This is a genomic window from Bradyrhizobium sp. CIR48 (assembly GCF_014198315.1).
Lineage (GTDB): Bacteria > Pseudomonadota > Alphaproteobacteria > Rhizobiales > Xanthobacteraceae > Bradyrhizobium.
This window is the reverse complement of record NZ_JACIHG010000003.1, coordinates 43548-61583: the sequence shown is the minus strand read 5'-3', so window position 1 is coordinate 61583 and position 18036 is coordinate 43548. Positions and strand designations below refer to the sequence as shown.

Genomic DNA, 18036 nt, shown 5'->3' with positions numbered 1-18036 from the left:
CAAGCTCAGCGTAGCTCAATTATGCAGTGGTATGCGACCGTATAGCCTGAAGTGTATAAATATACACCAAGGTTTGTCGCTTAAGAGCACGTTGGCAACGATTACGACAGAGCCGAGGGAGGCGGTGATGCCGGGCGGTCACCGCAGGGCACGAGCCGCAAACTCGGTGCGCTTTCCTGCCTGGAAACCTTATGCTCCATCAGCGCGACGATACGAAAAACCTGGCTCCAAGGATCTCGCAGCGTGGACAATGCATGAGCGGTTGCTATTGATTTGAACCCTGCTTACGGCAGTCCTTGGCCGACCGGTTCCACCCGATAGTCGGGTTTCGGCTTTGGCCTTTGTTTTGGGAGTCTATGAGCCGACCACGCGGAGGATGTCACGAGCTTGAAGATGGCACGGTGCCGATAGGTTGCTCCTCAGCCGTGAGCGTGGTCCTGCCCTCAACATAGGCCAGTTGAGAGATGGCGATCACGGATCCGACACGACTCGGCTCGGCGCAGAGTTAGACCGGACGTCCAGCGCCTCGCCGTTCGTGCTAAACGTACCCGGGCGAGCAGTGCCTCGCGGATCATTCAGAGCGTGCCGGGCTGGGAAGGAGTGGGAGTGCTTCGCCGCACCCGCGCGCCGCAATCGTCCGTCCTACGGGTCGGCCGACACGAGAGACATCCGCTTCGCGCGATGTCACTGCGCAACTACCAAACCTGAGATGGTCACACTGTGGGACGTGCCGGAACCAGAGCTCAGAAAGGCTCGGCCATGGCGTTTGCACCGGTGGTCGAGCAAGCGATCATAGTGCGCAGAAGCCATTTTTGGCGGTACGGCGGCTACGCGCCCGCCAACACCCCATTTTCATTTCGGCAGGATGAGCATGAGGTCTAATTCCTGCTGCAAAACGGCAGCGATCAATACGGCTCCTCTCGGCGCCGTGTCAGGGATTGCCGGCCTTGGTGGACGATAACGCGACCGAGCTCCGTTCGACCTCAGCTTCTTGCTCCAATTTCAGAATATGCGCTCTTAGCGCATCGGAAGTGGCTGCCGCTGTCTCGCCGAACAGCGGATCTCCATGACCGGTGACGGCGGAAGCGATTTCAGTCCATTCCTGTGCCGAGAGAGCCTTCAGTGCGGCCGGAAAGAAATCTAGTTCTTCCCACATCATGTGGCGCCGCTCGCGAACTATGAAGTCGCGTATGATATTGCCGACGTCTTGCCGAGCGAGCTCACGATCCGTGAGGATGGCGTCAATAGCTCGCGCGAAGCCGTGCAAACGGTCGACGACTTCCTGGTGTTCAAGCGCGAGATCGCCGACGATTGCAGCTGCATCCGGATCGCAAGCCTTGAGCTTGGAAAAAATCAAGTCTTCCTGTGGATGATGGTACACCTCGGGGTAAACCTCGAAATAGCTGATAATCGCGCGGATGACCTCATAATCGGGACGGATCCCCTTCTCAAAAATCTCCAATTCGCGTTGGAGAGCGGCCAGAAGCAGATCAATGTTGCGATGCTCTCGAAGCAAAAGATCGATGATCATTGCGGTGTTCCTGGGGGGACAATTTAGGCCGGAAGCGTTTCTGCCACTTGCAAGATCGCCCAAGCCGAGTTCGGTGTTGTTTGCGCTGCAATTTTTTCCGCGCTGTTCGACGCAAAAGAGTAGCGCGCTTGAATTTGAGTTGGCGTAAATCAACTTAGCCGAAGTGTTGAGGTTGCCCACGCAAGACGCTCGTCGCATAGCAACTGGTCTCGGTAAAACTGGCGGCCTGGGCGTGCATGGCGGACCCTATCTTGCGAACGTCGATGGGACGCAGATTGGCTGATCCTGACGAACTGGAAAATTTGGATGTTTTCCCTAGGTAGAAGTCCCTAAGTATTTACACGTAAGTGCCATGAGCAGGGCGTCCTGAATGGGGCGGCGCGGTCCCTCGTTTGCTCAAACATGTTCAAATCGGATTAGAAAGCTGCATGCTGGCTTCCGCGGCCGCGTCCATGGAAACAGTCGGAAGCGCACGGCCGCACCCGTGAAGAGCTCCAGCCAGCCGAATGGTTGTGTCCACCGCCACTTTCGGCTCGCCGCAGGAAGTCTTGTTCGGGGGCCTTGGCTCTGATCCCCGTCAGCATCGGTCGGCCGCGGAAGTGACCGGGCGGATATTGACCGCATCCCGATCGATTTACGCTGGCCGACGTGGTCGACGCGCTTGATGATCATGCGATCCGCTGTCGTGGCCCCTTAATGGTGTGTGACGATGGTTAGGGCGGCGCGCCTAGGCCGGAATCGCACTCAGCGCGCTGGTATGCCGGCGTTCCGTGCCCGCACTGCCGCTTCGGCTCGCTCCAAAGCACGCGAGCGTTTGAATTTCGAAGACCGAAGTGACTATCGCCCAGCCGGGCGCAATGAGCGAATGATGTCCTCTCGTAGCCGATTGCCACAGCGTCAAGATGCGCACTTGTGCTCAATGCGATGGAAGTCGAACCGTTCACGGCAGCCCTCACCGGGGCTCCGTTGGCGGATGGACCAGTATATTGCCGAACTATGCCGTTCTCGGGGGTGACAGACCTGCTGTCCATCGGAGCACAAATTTGGGCGGACGTAGTTGATCTGCTTCATGTGCCGTCGTGATTCAAGAAACCAGCAGCGTGTGTTGCATCGGTAGCCGTCACCGAAAACATGATCCGCTCGGCGCGGTACGCCTGAAAACCCTCCTTTCGCCGTCTGGATTGCGCAGCTTGGATGCATGAATAAGCTATTCGCGCCATTTGCGCTGGTGCTAGAGTCCCGCAGTAATGGCGATCCGCATCAACTCAGACATGCTGCGGGCATTGGTCTTGGCCATGAGGTTTGCACGGTAAACCTCGACTGTCCGGGGACTGATGCCGAGATCATGGGCGATCATCTTGTTAATCTTGCCGGCTAATAGTCCCTGCAGGACGTCACGCTCGCGCGACGAGAGGCCAGCGAGGCGGGCTTCCGCCTGCAGTTTCGCTGCGTCACCGGCTGGGTTCGTCGGCCGCGCTTCCAAAGCACTATTGATCGCACGCAATAGCACGTCCTCCACGAATGGCTTCTCGATGAAGTCGACCGCACCCGCTTTCATCGCTTCGACTGCGAGCGATACGTCGCCATGACCAGTTATCAAAACGACGGGGCAGTTGACGCGATTGGCCTTCACTTTACTGACTAGTTCGAGACCGCTCATACCCGGCATACGGATGTCTGACACAATGCAATCAACTGGACCGCTCGCGACGTCATTAAGAAACGCGGTCGCCGTCTCATAGGTTGCTACGTAGAAACCGTTTACATCAAGAAGAAATGCGAGCGAGTCCCGCATTGCGGCGTCATCGTCGATCACAAGAATGCGCCGCCCCATCATGTCGCTTCACTAAGCTCCGCAAATGGCGCGGTGAACTGAAGTATCGGGCTGCGACCCGGATTCGCTTCCGCGACGATATATCCGCCATGTGGCTCGACGATCGTCCGGCAGATTGATAGCCCCCCACATACACATGCCATGCCTTTTAATCGCGACAAAGGGCTGGAACAGTCGGTCGGCGATATCAGCGCTGATGCCGGGGCCTTTATGGGCAACGGTAAACCTGTCGACGTTGGCAGCTTCGCGGCGCGGGCAGGAGGCCATGGCCTCGATTGCATTGCGCATCAGATCCAGCGCGACCTTCTGGATCTGGATCTGGATCTGGATCTGGATCTGGATCTGGATCTGGATCTTGTCGACGATCATGTCGCGGTCGCTGCGGGTCATCACGCGTACACCTCGCTCCTTGGGGCCAACTAGGCCAGAGCCACAGCTTGTTCAAGGAGCGTGAGCGGACTCTCCACAGTGCGCCCGCCCCTGGCAACGAATTTCCGCAGGCGCTTGATGATATCGTTGGCGAGCAGAGCCTCTTCGGCGGCGTGTTCGAGTGCATCACCAATGCAGTTGGCGTCCGGTTCGTCGGGTGCCAGCAGAGCCTTTGTTCGCGCATGTAGCTTGTAATTGCGGAGAGCGGCCGGTTGATCCTCATGGGCAATAGACGATCCCATCTCACCAATGGCAGTCGGCCGCGACACGTGCACGAGTTCAGGTGGCAGATCTTGCAACCGCCGTTCCTGCGCCCGCTCTTAGTGAGGTTTCGGATGAAACCGGTGAAGAGCCGTTCGGCGCGCGCTATGGCCTCACCGACGGAGGTCGAGCCGTCGCCCCATTCGCCGACCACGATGCAGCCGATGCCGATGATGGGCCGCTCGCCGTTGGCCACATAACGTTCGATGTAGCGCTCATGCTCGGCGCGGTAGAGCTGCGGCATCAACCTCGACACATTCATTCCGACCGCGTCGTCCGGAGACCAACCAAATAAACGCACTGCCGGGGCGCTGAACGAGCGAATGATGCCCTTCTCGTCTATCACGATCATGGCGCCCGCGAATTCCGCGAGATCGATCATGTTTGCGGGATCGGTAATGAGACCTTTCACAAGAAGGGCCACGCTGTAATGAGGCAGAGCAGAGGAGCGACGTCCGCCCGGCCGCGGCCGCGACGAAAGCGGCAAAACGTGCCGCGGCAGTGCCATAGCCGTTCCGGACGTGGTCGGACATGTTTCCTTGTAGACCCTCTCATTCCATTGACTCTACATTGTTTCCCACGAGAGGCCACCGGAGCAGAACGCGCCTCAACTCACACCAATCCATTGTGCAGGATGGCCGCCGCTATCTGGCCATATGCGCCAGTGCGTCGGCTGCACGGCTACGTGTTCTCCGGTCTTGGCCTTGATCCAGCCGCCGAAGGTCCGGCGGCAAGGAAAGACCACCCGGTGAATGGTATTACCCTCGATCACGGCAATCTCCAGATCCCGATCAAAGGGCGGCGCCGTTTCGAGCCGCTCCCAAGTCAGGTCGCCAGTAGATCTTGGACGGTGTTCATCGCTGCTGGCTGACAAATTCAGGCGACCTTCTGAACTACGGACCAGATGGCTTGGACCGCCGCGCGAACAGGCTCAGCCCAATATTGCCCAGGCGGCGTGGCGGCCGCGGTTTTATCGGCCGTGGCGCCGTTGAACCTATCGTGCCGGGACATGATCGGCTCGCCAACCGAAATATTAGGATTGGCGCTGCGAAACAACTCCCGGGCTTCGGTCGAATCGATCTGGATCAGCTCAAGACCTCGGCGGCTGGTATTAACCGCCGTTCTGCAGAAGTTGAACTGAACTGCCGCTCCCGCAATCTGGCGCGCGGCGGGACGAATGTCCCCGTGGTCTGTCATCTCGAACATCCTTCGTTGGTGGGAAATCTCCTTGTCCCACGGCGTCAAAGTCGGGCATTGGGTTGTGATGACGTCGGCCGCGCCCTTGTGACCGGGGCGGCATCCCGAGAACCGGAAGACGCCGGAACTCGCTTGACTCCATTCGGACGGGCCTAGCCGCGCTCGGCGTCGATCATCGCGCCCGTTTGCGGGTCGATGAAGTGGACGCCTTCGCACGCGGCGCATGTTATTGTATGCAGGTCATCGGCACGCGGCTCAGGTACGTCCGGCAGCCGGTCGCCGGTATCTGGACATGAAAAGATGATGGGACGCCAAGTCTTTCTGTCTGCCATGTGTGTGACCTTGGACGGGAAGCTCACTTCTATCAGTAGGCAGTCGCCGCAGTATTGATACAGGTCAAAAAGAGCTGCTGCGTATCCAGAATGGCCGAGCTCGAGCGGCTGCAGCGAGCCGCACAGGCCCCCGTTGGCAGGCGACATGTCCCAAGTCGGGCGATCCGCCAGGACCTCGCGTTGGTCCGCAACACGCCAGCGTTTAGCGGGGTTGATTTGAGGTGCACCGCGCGCGAATAGGCCGCGACAGCATTTGTCCTCGATGCTGCGATAGCCGGCAAGCAGATGGTCAATTGATCGCTCACCTCGCATTATCGGTGGCCTTGCCGGGCAAATCCCAGCCATAGGCTTGGCGCTGAAGTCCTGAACCCGGGGCTCATCGAAACGTTGGATGCGACAAGCGTGATCATCGGCTTTGCTGTCGCGACCGCAGGGGCGGTTTGCCTCATTGGCCCACGAACACGTGCGCGTAGGTCTCGCAATCGATAGTCCCGGCCGCCGGCGCGCGTCAGAAATGGCTCTGCCCGGTGATTGACGCAATGACGTTCGTTTGCGGCAATACCTCGTGAGACCATCAAGTATCGCGTGTAAAGTTCGCGGCCTCTCAAGTCTCCATATTGCCAGCGGTTGAGTATGGGATCGATAGAGATCAATAGCCGGTATCTCGGGCATGACGGCGCATGCGGCTCTCAATCGTCTCGTCAGACATTGCTCGATTCGTCGGCGACTCAATTTTGTCAGTCCAGGGCATGAGCAGAGCAGAAGGCGTTATCCCTCGGCCCAAAACACAGGGTGCGATCCGACAAGCTGGACAAATAGAGGTCGCGTGGTCTGCGGCACAACAGGAGAGCTCGAGCCGCGCTGCCAAAGTTTCGGCCTTATCTCGATGGAGGAGCGGACAACCTCTTGGGGATGCTGCTTGAGGCAGATCAAATACTCTTGTGGCGCGAATGGCAGAATGGTGGATAAGCAAACCCACAAGAAGAGGATGCCATGCCTTCATTTAATGTTCGGTTCATTAAGACCGTTTGTGACGATACCGGACACGAACATCGTGCCTGTCAGGCAGCGTTCAAGGTCGATGCCACCTCGCTGAGTGCTGCTGCACAGCAGGCGGAGAGCGATTTCTGCAAGCAAAAGAGTGTTCGCGATTGGACAGTCTTCGCCGATGTAATAGAGCTTCGAACCCCGCCTGCATTGCCGCCGGCATGGGCTGGTTAGCTTGACTTTGGCGGGGGAAGTCTGCGAATTGTGGGTCAATCTGTAATCTAAGCGTGATCCCGGACAGGATCGCGGCGACCGTCGATTCGAGAACAACTGGTGATGCTGGCGTCAAATCGGCGAGCGCCCTGTTGTCTCACAGCTAGCGGACCTCGCTGGAGAGTTTGCCGCCTGCCGCTCAACTGGCTCTGCAGCGCTCCGTCAAGCGTTGTACCGGCAGGGCCATCCGGAAGGATCGGCTCCCACAACTCGTCTTGTTTGATTCATGTCAAGCACAAGTCTGCCTCTGGCAGCCATGGCTGTTTCAAAGGGTATGCGTGGTTGGCCAATCTGCACACATTAATGCCCTTGACGGTTAAGGCATCTGCTCAGCCGTTTGCGCGCGAGCCTGTCCCTACATCCGAACCGGGTTTACTTGAGCCCGCAGCACATCGATGCGATCGCACCTGACTTAATCTGTCCGCATCTGCCCTTCAACTAGCGCGCTCTCCTGAGTATTTAAGCGGGCGCCTGGCACTTGCCGGTTTTTTCGAGAATGCGCTTGCTGCCGCTATGGAGACGTATTGCGCGATCTGCAGCGGGTGAGTGGCCTATGTCAGACCGAAGTCCGCTGCGCCGCCGACCTCGAGAGGCAAAGCCATGCAAGTCCGCTCAAAGACTGCTCCAATGAACAGACCCTGCGCGCTCGGCCGTGGGATATCCTCCCGCTACGCTTTCGCGATTGATTGCGCTCAACAGTTCCTCGCCGAAGATCTTGCTTCCTGAGCATGCCGGCATTCAAAGAGGGCCGACACAGGACAAGCCTCATTGCCGCCTCGAAATCGACGACATGGGTGAAGCAGTCCTTATGTCTGTACCGCTGTTTCTGCCTACGTTTTCTGCTTTGCCGCAGCGACGGGAACACGAACCCGCGTTTACCTTCTGCGTATTGCTCGCTTTTCGCCGCCAGCCTGGCGCCGCCGCAACGGCCGGCGCGACTACCGCAGGCGGAGATGATAGGTCTGCCGAACTACAACTCGGTCTGATCAAATTCGCCTCGGTAATGGCGATGTGGCCGCTGGATAAAGTAAATGCAGTCTCAAAGGGCGCGGCGTATTGCATGAAGACGCTCAACACAAATGGTGAGTGCGCTCCACTTGCTCGGGCGCATATTCCTGACAAGGACGGAAATGTTCCTAAAACGCGGATGGTCATTATCGTGTCGATCTGATGAAGGTTGAGCCATATAGACCTCATGTCGGCCAATGGTCAGATGTCAAGGGCACAAGTTGGACCGAGGAGCGTAGCACTTTGTGGCTGGCGAATCTCGCGTTCGCGCTATGAACGCCATGTCTGTATTCCGTGACCAGTGCGCGGTAAGTTGGGATGTGAACACGTTCACGTCCGGCGGCACCATCGCGCCCGCGACGTCATCACGTACATTGAAGCAGCAGCACCCGAGTACGATATGATCGCGCGGTCAGGGAGAAACTCAGAACAAAAGAAGATGGCCACGCAAGACAATGCTCAATCAAATCCGTCCGCGCGGCAAAAGTCCGTCGCATCACAGATCAGGCCTCTGTCTACTGAAGGACAATTCAGTTCACTGGCTCGTTATCGGTCCAACGGTTGCCTGCAAGGCTTATTACCTTATCGAGAACAACGCCCCCATGAGGGGATCTGTTAGCGAAAAAAAGGCGTGCGAAGGCTCCTGTATTCTCGGCAATGCGGAGCGCGCGAAGGAGAAGCGGGATCGCGCCATGCACGCTCAAGTGCGGGCGAAATCCGGAGAAAACTCGCGTAGAGTCTTAAAGCGCAACTGTTGCTTCGATGTCACCAAATGTATGAACCCGCGATCTAGGCTTGTATCAAACGAGGGACGACATGTTCGATATTTATTTGAACGGAAGACGCGATCTTTTGGTCGTTCCGCGAGGGTTTGCGATCCCTGCGGGGTTAGCCGGCAGTTGGAAGCGAAAGAAGCGTGCGGTGCGTTCAGTGAGCAATGTCATTCGCCAAGATGTGGAACAGCGCGGTTACCACCGACGTAGTTTGATCTCAAATCGGTCGAAGACGGCAGTTGAGACCTCGTCACACGCGTAGCCAACGCGGCTGTCTCCGCTGACCCACTTCAAAACACTCTGGGCAGGATGTCGCCGATGCCGTCGAGAGCCTTGGTTACCGCGTCGGCGGCAGGTGGGTATCCTGCTTCATCAGGCTTATGGCGCAAGGTTTCTTTTGAAAAGCGGCGCACGGCGCTGCGGCTTCCCTCAGGATAAGTATTTTGGAGCTTTTCCTCGACTCGATGGCGTGCTCGCGTGAGTTTTCAGCTGTCCATACTGAAGATACTTGCCGGCCAGCCGCACGGACGGGCGAGCATCGAAGTCGTTAAACAGCATTTGGCTATCTATTACAGCAGCGGCCCAGAGTGGCCGGCGCGTATGAAGCGCATCGCGAGCCGCGCGCCCCAACTCGATATTTTTGGCCAAAGGCTGATCGAGCGAGAGGCCGGGTGCTGGATTATCACCGACGAGGGAAGGAAGACTCTTGAAGGGCTCGAACTGCTAGATCTGGGCACTATGCAGGGGCAGGTTGGACGGGAGATCGCGCACGAACCCGAAGATGAGTAGCCGCCCCTGGGTGTCTTCGCAGCTACAAACGAGCGCGCGCAGAAAGCGCTCCCCGGCACGAGCCCGCGCAAGGGCTATCGGCGTGACGGCTTGTCGCTCAAGCCCTCGCTGATGGCCACGTACCCGATTAGATCGCCCAAGTTCAGTTTGGACATAATGCAGTGGCTATTGGTACTGTGAAGTGCTCCAACGCGACCAAGGGACGATATGTCTTCATTCAACTCAAGGAATGGAGGAGCTGATGTCTTCGTGCACTCCGACGCGTTGAGCCGAGCCCGGACGACCGACACGAAGACGTGAGCGATCTAGTATACGCGCAAGCCCTATGGGGTCTCTGGCGTTTAGATATCGAGCGCGCTAATCGTCAAAAGGTGACCATAGCAAGTTCGCCACGATGTCTCAGAGGGCCTCGATGTCTGATCGCTCCAGACTTAATCCAAATCACGAAGCTCCCCGAGATGCAGCCGTTCAGGTTCATCGCGATTGGCTTTCTCATTCCAGAACATGTTAGTCTACGTTCTTAGCTTCGAATAGAGAGGGGTCGATTGGAGCTGCGTTCAATTATAACGAAGCCTCTCACACACAGCGTCTGTACGAAGTTTACAATTCCACAGCTGCACTAGTCCAGACGCGCTGTCTTCCGAAAGCATGACCGAGCTAATACCCGGCGCGAGTTCCGATGCTGTCCTTTTTTTTTACTGTCGCGCTGCGAAAAAACTATGTTACAAGCGCCCTTCTCAGAAGGAGCATTCATCGTGAAAAAAGCAACCAAGAAACGCGTTAAGCGGCGCGAGTGGACGAAGGCAGATATCAAAGAGCTCAAAGTCCATTCGAAGGCTCGGACCCCGGTCATAAAGATAGCGAAAATGACTAAACGCAGCGCCGGCGCGCTACGCCAGAAGGCCTTAAATCTCGGAATCGGACTCGGACATCAGCGTTAATTTTGAGCGACGCTGCCTAAGGGTGCGGTAGGGCGGCTCGCGGGCCGCCCTCTTTTGTTATAGAAATTTTGTCCCACATTTGGCTTCGCCGATCCGCGCTGAGAGAGTTTTTCACGCATGTGCTGGATGCCTTCAATGTCGCGGAATGCGCTCCTGCGCCTCCTCATCCTTGATCAAGAGACTTGGAAGGGGGGCGACGGCCGCTTGCGATGTATGATCGCGAGTGAAGACATAGCCTTGGCCATAGCCCTGTCTCGAAGATAAAACCCGGAAACACTCGGTCCCGGAACGCATGCGATGACACAACGCCGAGTCCTGGATGCGTTAGCTTTCGAGAAGCTGACCAGTCTCAGGCGAACTCCCGTAAGGGTGGAATCTAGTATCCGTTCGGGCGGCAGCTTCTTCAGCTTCGGCGAGGCAGTCTTGGCTGCGCTGGGCCGAACACATCGGCTGATCGCTTTAGCCGAATGGAAAGAACCTCGCGAATGGGGCATCCTCGAAGCTCATGCCAGACTAAAGTTTGGGCGTAAGCGGACCGCCGCCGAGCCTGTTGGCTAGCTTGAGCTCCGAGACGATATGGCGCCTCAACAGCAATTGAAAAAGCGCTCTGTTCGCTTGATAGATCGCGGCGGAGCGGTTACGTCCTGAACCCGTCATCACCTGCGCGCCCTCCGCGTTGTGCACGGACCACAACCACCTTCGACCGCGTTGCTTCAAGACATATTCGAAGGATGGGAGACTCATGGTCAGCGAGCTCCATTTCTAGGTCGTGCGTTTGGTCTTCTTAATGCCAGAGCGGGCCCTTTCCAGGCGATGCCTCGCCGTAGCAGGCTTAGCAGTGCGCTCGCTTGATCGGTCAACGCCGCTTTCATCAAACCGAGCTCATCCTGCGTTGCCTGTCGTGGCGCCAAAGTCGCGAGATGCAGCGCGTTGTGGCCGTCAGCGACATCTGCAGGATCCGGGCATCCTTTGCGGAGGACTATGCCGCAGCAAACCGTTTTTCTCTAGCAGCCTTGAGTGGGTCGTCACGAAGGAAGGGTCGACGTGCATCAATCGTGACGCTAGATTGACCGGCACACCCTTTTCTCTGCCCAAATAGGTCACCGCCATCAGGATCGTCCACCGTGGCCCAGTGATGCCCAGCATGGCAGGAAAGCTGGCAAGTTCTGCGAGACACGCATGGATTGATCTGCTCTCCCACATGAACGGCCGGACAATGTCGTCTCCGTCAGTATAGATGCAGCCAAGCGCGCTCGCTGGATCAGGTAAATCCGGCGGCATAATAAGCCAGGTTCCGTCCTTGACAACCGTCCTTAGCGCCGATTAGGGGAGCGCCAGTGCTGCAAGAGCAGGTAAATCAAATAGTTGGTATAGTTCTGTTGGACGGGCTTGCGCACAACAGGCGGGCCGGAGCTATGGCTCAGCGTCTTGACGGACCAACGGCAAAGTTGCGTCAGGATCGATACGCGCTGACAAGATAGCTGCGCCCCGCCAAGTGAGATGTCCGCGATGTAGTCTTTACGGCGCTTGCCGAGCTGTCCGCTCTTGTAGGCCGAACATCAGCGAGGTGCATGTCGCATTTTACGGCGTCAATGCCCCAGCAACGTGCAGCTTATGACTACACGTAATAACCTTCCATGTACCGCGGGCAGTCTTCGGCAAACGTCCGTATAGTTCTTCCCAACCTTCCCATATCGCGATCAACCTTCGTGCAATTGAGGTGGCGCTTGACTTCGTTTCAACTATCGAGAAATCGAGGAGGCAATTTCGATTATGCTTCCGTGATCCCGCCCGATCAATCAAAACTGAACGGTTCTCAAGTCATGAGTGGCAGACAAAATTCTTGTCGTTTTGACGCTTTGTACGCATGCGGTTGCCCATGTGATCGCGCGACTGGCTTTTTTCGCTCAATCGAGCGAGCGCCGACAGGGTTTGCGTTTCAAGCACGAGGGTCTGAACGATGAGCGGACGTTTTGGCCGTTCGCCTGCGGTGTGCTTTCTCCTCGGTCTTCCGCGATCCGGGACGACACTCCTGGCGCACTTGCTCCAGCACCATCCAGACATCGTGGCTCCGCCTGAACCCTGGTTGATGTTGGCGCTTGAAGCATTTGGCAGGGTGGATCAGCGTCACCCGGCGGGCAGCTCACTGATCAAGGCCGCGACCTCCGAATTCCTGGGGCGGATAGATCGCACGATCGTCAGCCGCGCTTTTGCCGATGCAGCATACGATCAGTATCTGGCAGAAGCGGGCAAGCGCATCGTCATAGACAAGACACCACGCTATTGGACGGTGCTTGAGTTTCTTGAATCTGTCTATCCAGAGGCGCCACACATCCTTCTGATGCGCAATCCGTATGCCATCGCCGCTTCACTGAAATCGACGTGGGGCATCCCGCTGCGGACAGAAAGCTCGCATTCGGTTAGCGTATCCAGCCTCGCCGATCTCATGCTCCGTCTGCCCGACGTCATCATAACTTCACTCGCCGATTTGGTTCTGGGCCTTCCCAAGCTCGCCGCGCACCGCACTCGCCCGCAGACACAGTTCGTGCAATACGAACTGCTCGTGGCGCATCCGGACGAGGAAACCCGGCGTCTGTTGACGGGGCTCGGCTGTGACCCAGCGGTCGTCGCATCGACCGGGATGAGACAAGCGGATTATCTTCGATCCAGCAGCTTTGGGGATCGAAAAATCCTGGAACGAAACGCCGTCGACGAAAGCTCTGTCAAGTCATGGCAATCTCAATTGAGCGTCGAAGAGATGCAGACCGTGACTGATTTGGTTGGCGCTGATCTTTTGCTGGAACTCGGATATGAGCAGGAACTGCTGCATGCACAGAAAGCCGGAGTGCTGGATAGGGGAAGTGAGGTAACCGAACTCTATCGTCGAATATTCCGAACCTGGTGGGATTTGCGAAATACCAAGGCCGGAGCATTATCCGGCCCCTCTCACGCTGGAGAGCCGGTCCACACTGCTTGGAACGTTTCGGAGAACCGAGACGCAGCCATCGAGATGTTGCGAGGCGAGGTCGCGCGGCTTGAGCAGATCCTCAATATCTCGTAGGGCGATCTGAATGCTTGCGATCAAAACACGCTGGTTGATTTAGCCAAGATCCTTAACCCGCACGAGCTGATCTCCCGATCAGGTGTGACGCCGGAGCCGGTCGCAACAGCGGCGGAATGCGATATGTTGCCGCGTCTTCAAGTCTGCTGTCCAATTGGGCTTGACCTCATGGACGAGCCTGCCTCTTGGCCGTCCGTTTGCGCCGCGGATATTCCCCACTCTGGGCTGGAGCCATAGAACGGCGAAGAACAGAGATCCTGCATCGAAAAAAGAAGATATATGCTGCCGAAACATCTGCGCCGTCTCGAGGCTGAATCGATTGAAATCATGCGTGATGTTGTCGCCGAGTTCAAAAGGCCGGTCATGCTTTACTCGATCGGAAAAGACTCAAGCGTGATGCTGCACATTGCGATCAAGGCGTTCTATCCGGCAAAATTGCCTTTCCCACTGCTCCACGTCGACACGACCTGGAAGTTCCGCGAGATGATCAGCTTTCGAGACGCGACAGCCAAGCGGCTCGGCCTCGACCTGATCGTCCATATCAACAAGGACGGCATCGCGCGCGGGATCAATCCGATCGATTCCGGCTCCGCGCTCCATACCCAGGTGATGAAGACAGATGCGCTGAAGCAGGCGCTCGACCTCCACGGATTTGATGCCGCTTTTGGTGGAGCCCGGCGCGATGAGGAAAAGAGTCGCGCAAAAGAGCGGATACTCTCCTTCCGTTCGGCCGGACACGTATGGGATCCCCGTAACCAGCGGCCGGAGCTTTGGAGCCTGTTCAACACACGGATCCGCCAGGGCGAAACCATGCGCGTGTTTGCGATGTCAAACTGGACCGAGCTCGATGTGTGGGAATACATCATGCTTGAGAAGATTCCGGTCGTTCCGCTCTACTTCGCAAAACAAAGACCGACAGTGCGTCGAAATGGTGCGACGATCATGATCGACGACACGCGATTGCCGCTTAACTGCGACGAGACGCCGGAAATGCGGATGATCCGCTTTCGCACGCTCGGATGTTATCCTTTGAGCGGGGCTATTGAATCTGATGCGATGGCGATCGAAGACATCGTCGCAGAAATGCAGACTGCGACTGTGTCGGAGCGCCAGGGACGCCTAATTGATACCGATGAAGCCGCTTCAATGGAGAAGAAGAAGAGGGAAGGCTATTTTTGATGTTTGCAAGGCCGAGAACGGAAGCGGTCCCCGCCAGGACAAAGGATCAGCTGCGATTCATCACGTGTGGCTCGGTGGACGACGGCAAATCGACGCTGATCGGCCGATTACTGCACGACAGCAAGATGATCTACCACGATCAGCTCACGGTGTTGGAACGCGACAGCATCAAGCACGGTAGCACCGGAAATGACATCGATTTCGCGTTGCTCGTGGACGGGCTCGAAGCCGAACGGGAGCAGGGCATCACGATCGACGTCGCCTACCGCTTCTTCACGACGCCGCGGCGCTCCTTCATGGTGGCCGACACTCCCGGTCACGAGCAGTATACCCGCAATATGGCTACCGGCGCCTCGCATGCCCAGCTCGCCATCATCCTGATCGATGCCCGCAAAGGCGTGATGGTTCAGACCCGCCGCCACTCCTTTATCTGTTCGCTGCTCGGTATTCGTCATGTCGTGCTGGCAGTGAACAAGATCGATCTTGTCGGATACAACAAAGAGTGCTTCGATCGGATCGCCCGTGACTATCTGGCCTTTGCCGCCGGTCTCGGCTTCACCTCGGTCGTTCCGATCCCGATCTCGGCCCGCTACGGCGACAACGTCGTGGACCGCTCCGCTCATGCCGACTGGTATCATGGTCCCTGCCTGCTCGAGCATTTGGAGAGCATTGACATCCCGTCCGGCACCTCAGGCCAGGCTTTTCGCTTTCCGGTCCAATGGGTGAACCGCCCAAACCCGGATTTTCGGGGCTATGCCGGGACGGTGGCTTCCGGGAGGATCTCGGCAGGAGACGAGATCGTTGTCGCCGCGTCGGGACGGACCACGAGCATCAAGCGGATCGTGACCCACGATGGCGACCTTGTCGGCGCCGAAGCCGGCGATGCGGTTACCATTACACTGGAAGATGAAATCGATATCGGCCGTGGCGACATTCTGTCGCGACCGGACGACCGACCGAAGGTCGCCGACCAGTTCGCCGCTTATGTGATCTGGATGGACCAAGAGCCGCTCGCTCCCGGACGCAATTACGTCCTGCGGATTGGATCACAGACGATTACCGGCAGCATTACCGCAATTAGGCATCGGATCGACGTCAACACTTGTGAGCATCTGGCAGCCGGGATGCTTTCCCTCAACGAGATCGCCTTCTGCGACGTTGCAACCGCAATGCCCGCAGTATTCGATTCTTACGACCTCAATCGAAAGACCGGATCATTTATCTTCATCGATCGTTACACGAATCGTACGGTCGGGGCCGGCATGATCGCCTTTCCGCTACGGCGGGACACCAATATTGCTAGGCAAGCGCTATCCGTGGACAGGAGGCAGCGCGCCGCGCTCAAGAATCAGAAGCCTTGCGTCATCTGGTTCACTGGCCTATCTGGCGCGGGAAAGACGACGATTGCCAACCTGGTTGATCAAAAGCTGTGTGGCATGTCGCGGCATACCATGCTGCTGGATGGCGACAACCTCCGGCACGGATTAAACGCGGACCTCGGCTTCTCGGAGGCGGACCGCGTGGAGAACATTCGGCGCGTCGGTGAAGTTGCCAAGCTGATGGCGGACAGCGGCTTGATCGTCATCTGCTCCTTCATCTCGCCCTCTAGGGCCGAGCGGGACAGGGTGCGCGGCCTGGTTGGCAAGGAAGAGTTCATAGAAGTCTTTGTCGATACGCCGATCGACGAATGCGCTCGGCGAGACCCAAAAGGCCTGTATTCAAAAGTGAAGTCCGGCAAGATCAAGAACTTCACCGGGATCGATTCGTGCTACGAAGCACCAACAACACCGGAGATTCATCTCAGGACCATGGAGCAGACCCTAGAGCATTCAGTGGAAGCGGTAGTGGATGTCTTGATGGCGCGCTCAATTCTTGATGGTTAGATGTCCCTCGCATCGCACCATCGATTCGCACAATATCCCGCTGGCCCGGCCAAGGCGATTCGGCTCAGGCGAGCCTGCGATCGGACTTTTCGCTCTAAAGCAACAAGATGGTCGCCCCGACTTCTCGACTGCCCACTTCCGGTTACGTGCTCGAAGTGGATGGTCAATTCGACCGAGTACGCGAGCAGAGATGGAGCATGGGCGGGAGCGGAGGAGCTCAAGAAGCGTCGTCCCATGCTCCAGATCAGAATTTACGACGCGATGACAAAGGCCAGAGAGGAAGTCCGACTGCCAGTAGGTTGAGTTTCGCTTAGCGCTTCTTGCTACGCGTGCGGCCACCGACACGCCGAGCTCCCATAAAAACAAGCCAGGCAGCGTCTCGGCCGGCTTCAATCTTTCGCGCAGTATGAACTCGAGCCTCGGTTTTCCGAGCCTGGCCGCATCCAGCGAGCGGGCGCTTGCTTCAGTATATTGACCAATCTGAACTTAGCAGTCGGCCCCGACTCCCTCCTGTCGCGACCCTGCCAGCTTTCTGGAAGCGTGCTTCCTTTTGGCCCGCCGCTCGTCGACCAATACGCCCCGCGCGTTCGTATCGCGAGACAAAGCAGCCGCGAACCCTGGCCGTCCTGCGCTGCGCTACGGGCCTCCGCCATGCTTCGGGTTCTGCTCCGTTCCGCCTGCCCCCGTTGATCACCATGAAGCCGGCGATGTGCGCGGCCGAAAAGGCAAGCGAGTTCATCCATGGCAAGCGACAAGGGCGATGTCTTGATGATCCGCTCAGGTCAACCGTCAACCTATTCGACCACGCGGTAGATCGCGTCGAACGCGAGCTCGCCATGAACGAGCAGGCGCTGCAGAGACACGCGAGCAGAAGGGTCGGAGGTGCGATCCGTCCAACCAGAGCGCCTCACGGCCGAGGTACTGGCGCTCATTGAGTGCCGCGGCGCGATGGAACTCCGGCTCACCCTGGGCCTCACGCGTTAAACCGACCGTCGACCGCGGCACGCTCACAAAGCCGATGATTGATCCGTAAGACGTTCTCGCCGCGAAGCGGCTTACAGAACCGAGAGATGCTACTAGCCTAGCGATTGCTCGCAGAGAGGACACATGCCACTCATCTGGAGTCGGCTCGATGTAGTCCTACCAGAGCAGGAATGACATGTTCTGCTTCACGGCGACTCGCCGAAAGGTGTCGAGCTGATCGTCGCTAAACGGCCAGCGATCCAAGGTCGCCCAATTGTCTTCAAGCCGGGCTCGGCCACAGCCTGCCAAGGCCGCTCCATTCAAGTGCAACGACGTGATACTGGCAGTCATCTGCGACGAGGGCGTACACTTTCCAGGCACCACCATCCACGGGAATCTCGCCGGCACGGCGAAGAGCACGTACTCCAGCTGTGGGTATGGCGAGGATCGTACGTGCCGGGCAGATTGGGCCATCACTTACCTGCAGGTATCGTGCTTGCAGGCGGAATGCCGACGGTCCTGACGTCGAACTCTCAAACTATTCTGCCTCGCTGTGAATCTCCGCACTTTGCTGCCTACGTCGGCTTGTCGCCGC

At 57.6% G+C, this 18036-nt stretch carries 13 protein-coding genes and 1 pseudogene; 6 read left to right on the top strand and 8 right to left on the bottom strand.

Going from position 1 to position 18036, the window contains the following annotated elements; translation table 11 throughout:
* Positions 1 to 931: 931 nt before the first annotated feature.
* The 7 genes and pseudogenes from GGD66_RS10715 to GGD66_RS10695 all read right to left on the bottom strand — a co-directional run bounded on the left by GGD66_RS10715 (position 932) and on the right by GGD66_RS10695 (position 5731).
* Positions 932 to 1531: a hemerythrin domain-containing protein gene (locus GGD66_RS10715; RefSeq protein WP_183257659.1), complete on the bottom strand. Its 600-nt coding sequence runs from the start codon at positions 1529 to 1531 to the stop codon at positions 932 to 934.
* 1231 nt (positions 1532 to 2762) lie between these two features.
* Complete coding sequence (fixJ, locus tag GGD66_RS10710) at positions 2763 to 3368, bottom strand: response regulator FixJ (protein WP_183257658.1); 606 nt, start codon at positions 3366 to 3368, stop codon at positions 2763 to 2765.
* Between the two features lie 9 nt (positions 3369 to 3377).
* Entirely contained in the window at positions 3378 to 3755 is a 378-nt protein-coding gene (locus GGD66_RS41300; RefSeq protein WP_246788881.1) for a hypothetical protein, read from the bottom strand.
* 29 nt (positions 3756 to 3784) lie between these two features.
* Positions 3785 to 4093, bottom strand: coding sequence for a hypothetical protein (locus GGD66_RS41295; RefSeq protein ID WP_246788880.1), 309 nt, complete (start codon positions 4091 to 4093; stop codon positions 3785 to 3787).
* Between the two features lie 80 nt (positions 4094 to 4173).
* A pseudogene (locus GGD66_RS41290) lies at positions 4174 to 4407 on the bottom strand (PAS domain S-box protein); the annotation flags it as partial.
* A 524-nt stretch (positions 4408 to 4931) separates the two neighbouring features.
* A complete protein-coding gene (locus tag GGD66_RS10700) occupies positions 4932 to 5252 on the bottom strand; it encodes a hypothetical protein (protein WP_183257657.1) in 321 nt (106 codons plus the stop codon).
* A 152-nt stretch (positions 5253 to 5404) separates the two neighbouring features.
* On the bottom strand, positions 5405 to 5731 hold the full coding sequence (locus tag GGD66_RS10695; RefSeq protein WP_183257656.1) for a hypothetical protein: 327 nt from the start codon (positions 5729 to 5731) through the stop codon (positions 5405 to 5407).
* 846 nt (positions 5732 to 6577) lie between these two features.
* Between GGD66_RS10695 and GGD66_RS10690 the strand changes: the two genes are divergently transcribed.
* A complete protein-coding gene (locus GGD66_RS10690) occupies positions 6578 to 6805 on the top strand; it encodes a hypothetical protein (RefSeq protein WP_183257655.1) in 228 nt (75 codons plus the stop codon).
* Between the two features lie 721 nt (positions 6806 to 7526).
* Positions 7527 to 8015 (top strand): hypothetical protein, encoded by a 489-nt coding sequence (locus GGD66_RS10685; RefSeq protein ID WP_183257654.1) that lies wholly within the window; start codon positions 7527 to 7529, stop codon positions 8013 to 8015.
* Between the two features lie 900 nt (positions 8016 to 8915).
* Here GGD66_RS10685 and GGD66_RS42005 read toward each other — a convergent pair.
* The gene (locus GGD66_RS42005; RefSeq protein ID WP_283814468.1) at positions 8916 to 9038 is read right to left on the bottom strand and encodes a hypothetical protein; all 123 of its coding nucleotides are present in this window, start codon (positions 9036 to 9038) and stop codon (positions 8916 to 8918) included.
* Between the two features lie 64 nt (positions 9039 to 9102).
* Here GGD66_RS42005 and GGD66_RS10680 point away from each other — a divergent pair, with 64 nt between their 5' ends.
* The 4 genes from GGD66_RS10680 to cysN all read left to right on the top strand — a co-directional run bounded on the left by GGD66_RS10680 (position 9103) and on the right by cysN (position 16478).
* Positions 9103 to 9414: a hypothetical protein gene (locus GGD66_RS10680; protein WP_183257653.1), complete on the top strand. Its 312-nt coding sequence runs from the start codon at positions 9103 to 9105 to the stop codon at positions 9412 to 9414.
* A 2901-nt stretch (positions 9415 to 12315) separates the two neighbouring features.
* Positions 12316 to 13416 carry a sulfotransferase gene (locus GGD66_RS10675; protein ID WP_183257652.1) on the top strand — a complete coding sequence of 367 codons (1101 nt, stop codon included), beginning with the start codon at positions 12316 to 12318 and terminating at the stop codon, positions 13414 to 13416.
* 279 nt (positions 13417 to 13695) lie between these two features.
* Positions 13696 to 14595 (top strand): sulfate adenylyltransferase subunit CysD, encoded by a 900-nt coding sequence (gene cysD / locus GGD66_RS10670; RefSeq protein ID WP_183257651.1) that lies wholly within the window; start codon positions 13696 to 13698, stop codon positions 14593 to 14595.
* Positions 14595 to 16478, top strand: a complete 1884-nt coding sequence (gene cysN, locus GGD66_RS10665) for a sulfate adenylyltransferase subunit CysN (RefSeq protein WP_183257650.1) — start codon at positions 14595 to 14597, stop codon at positions 16476 to 16478. The genes cysD and cysN overlap by 1 nt, the downstream gene beginning before the upstream one ends.
* The last annotated feature ends 1558 nt before the right edge of the window (positions 16479 to 18036 follow it).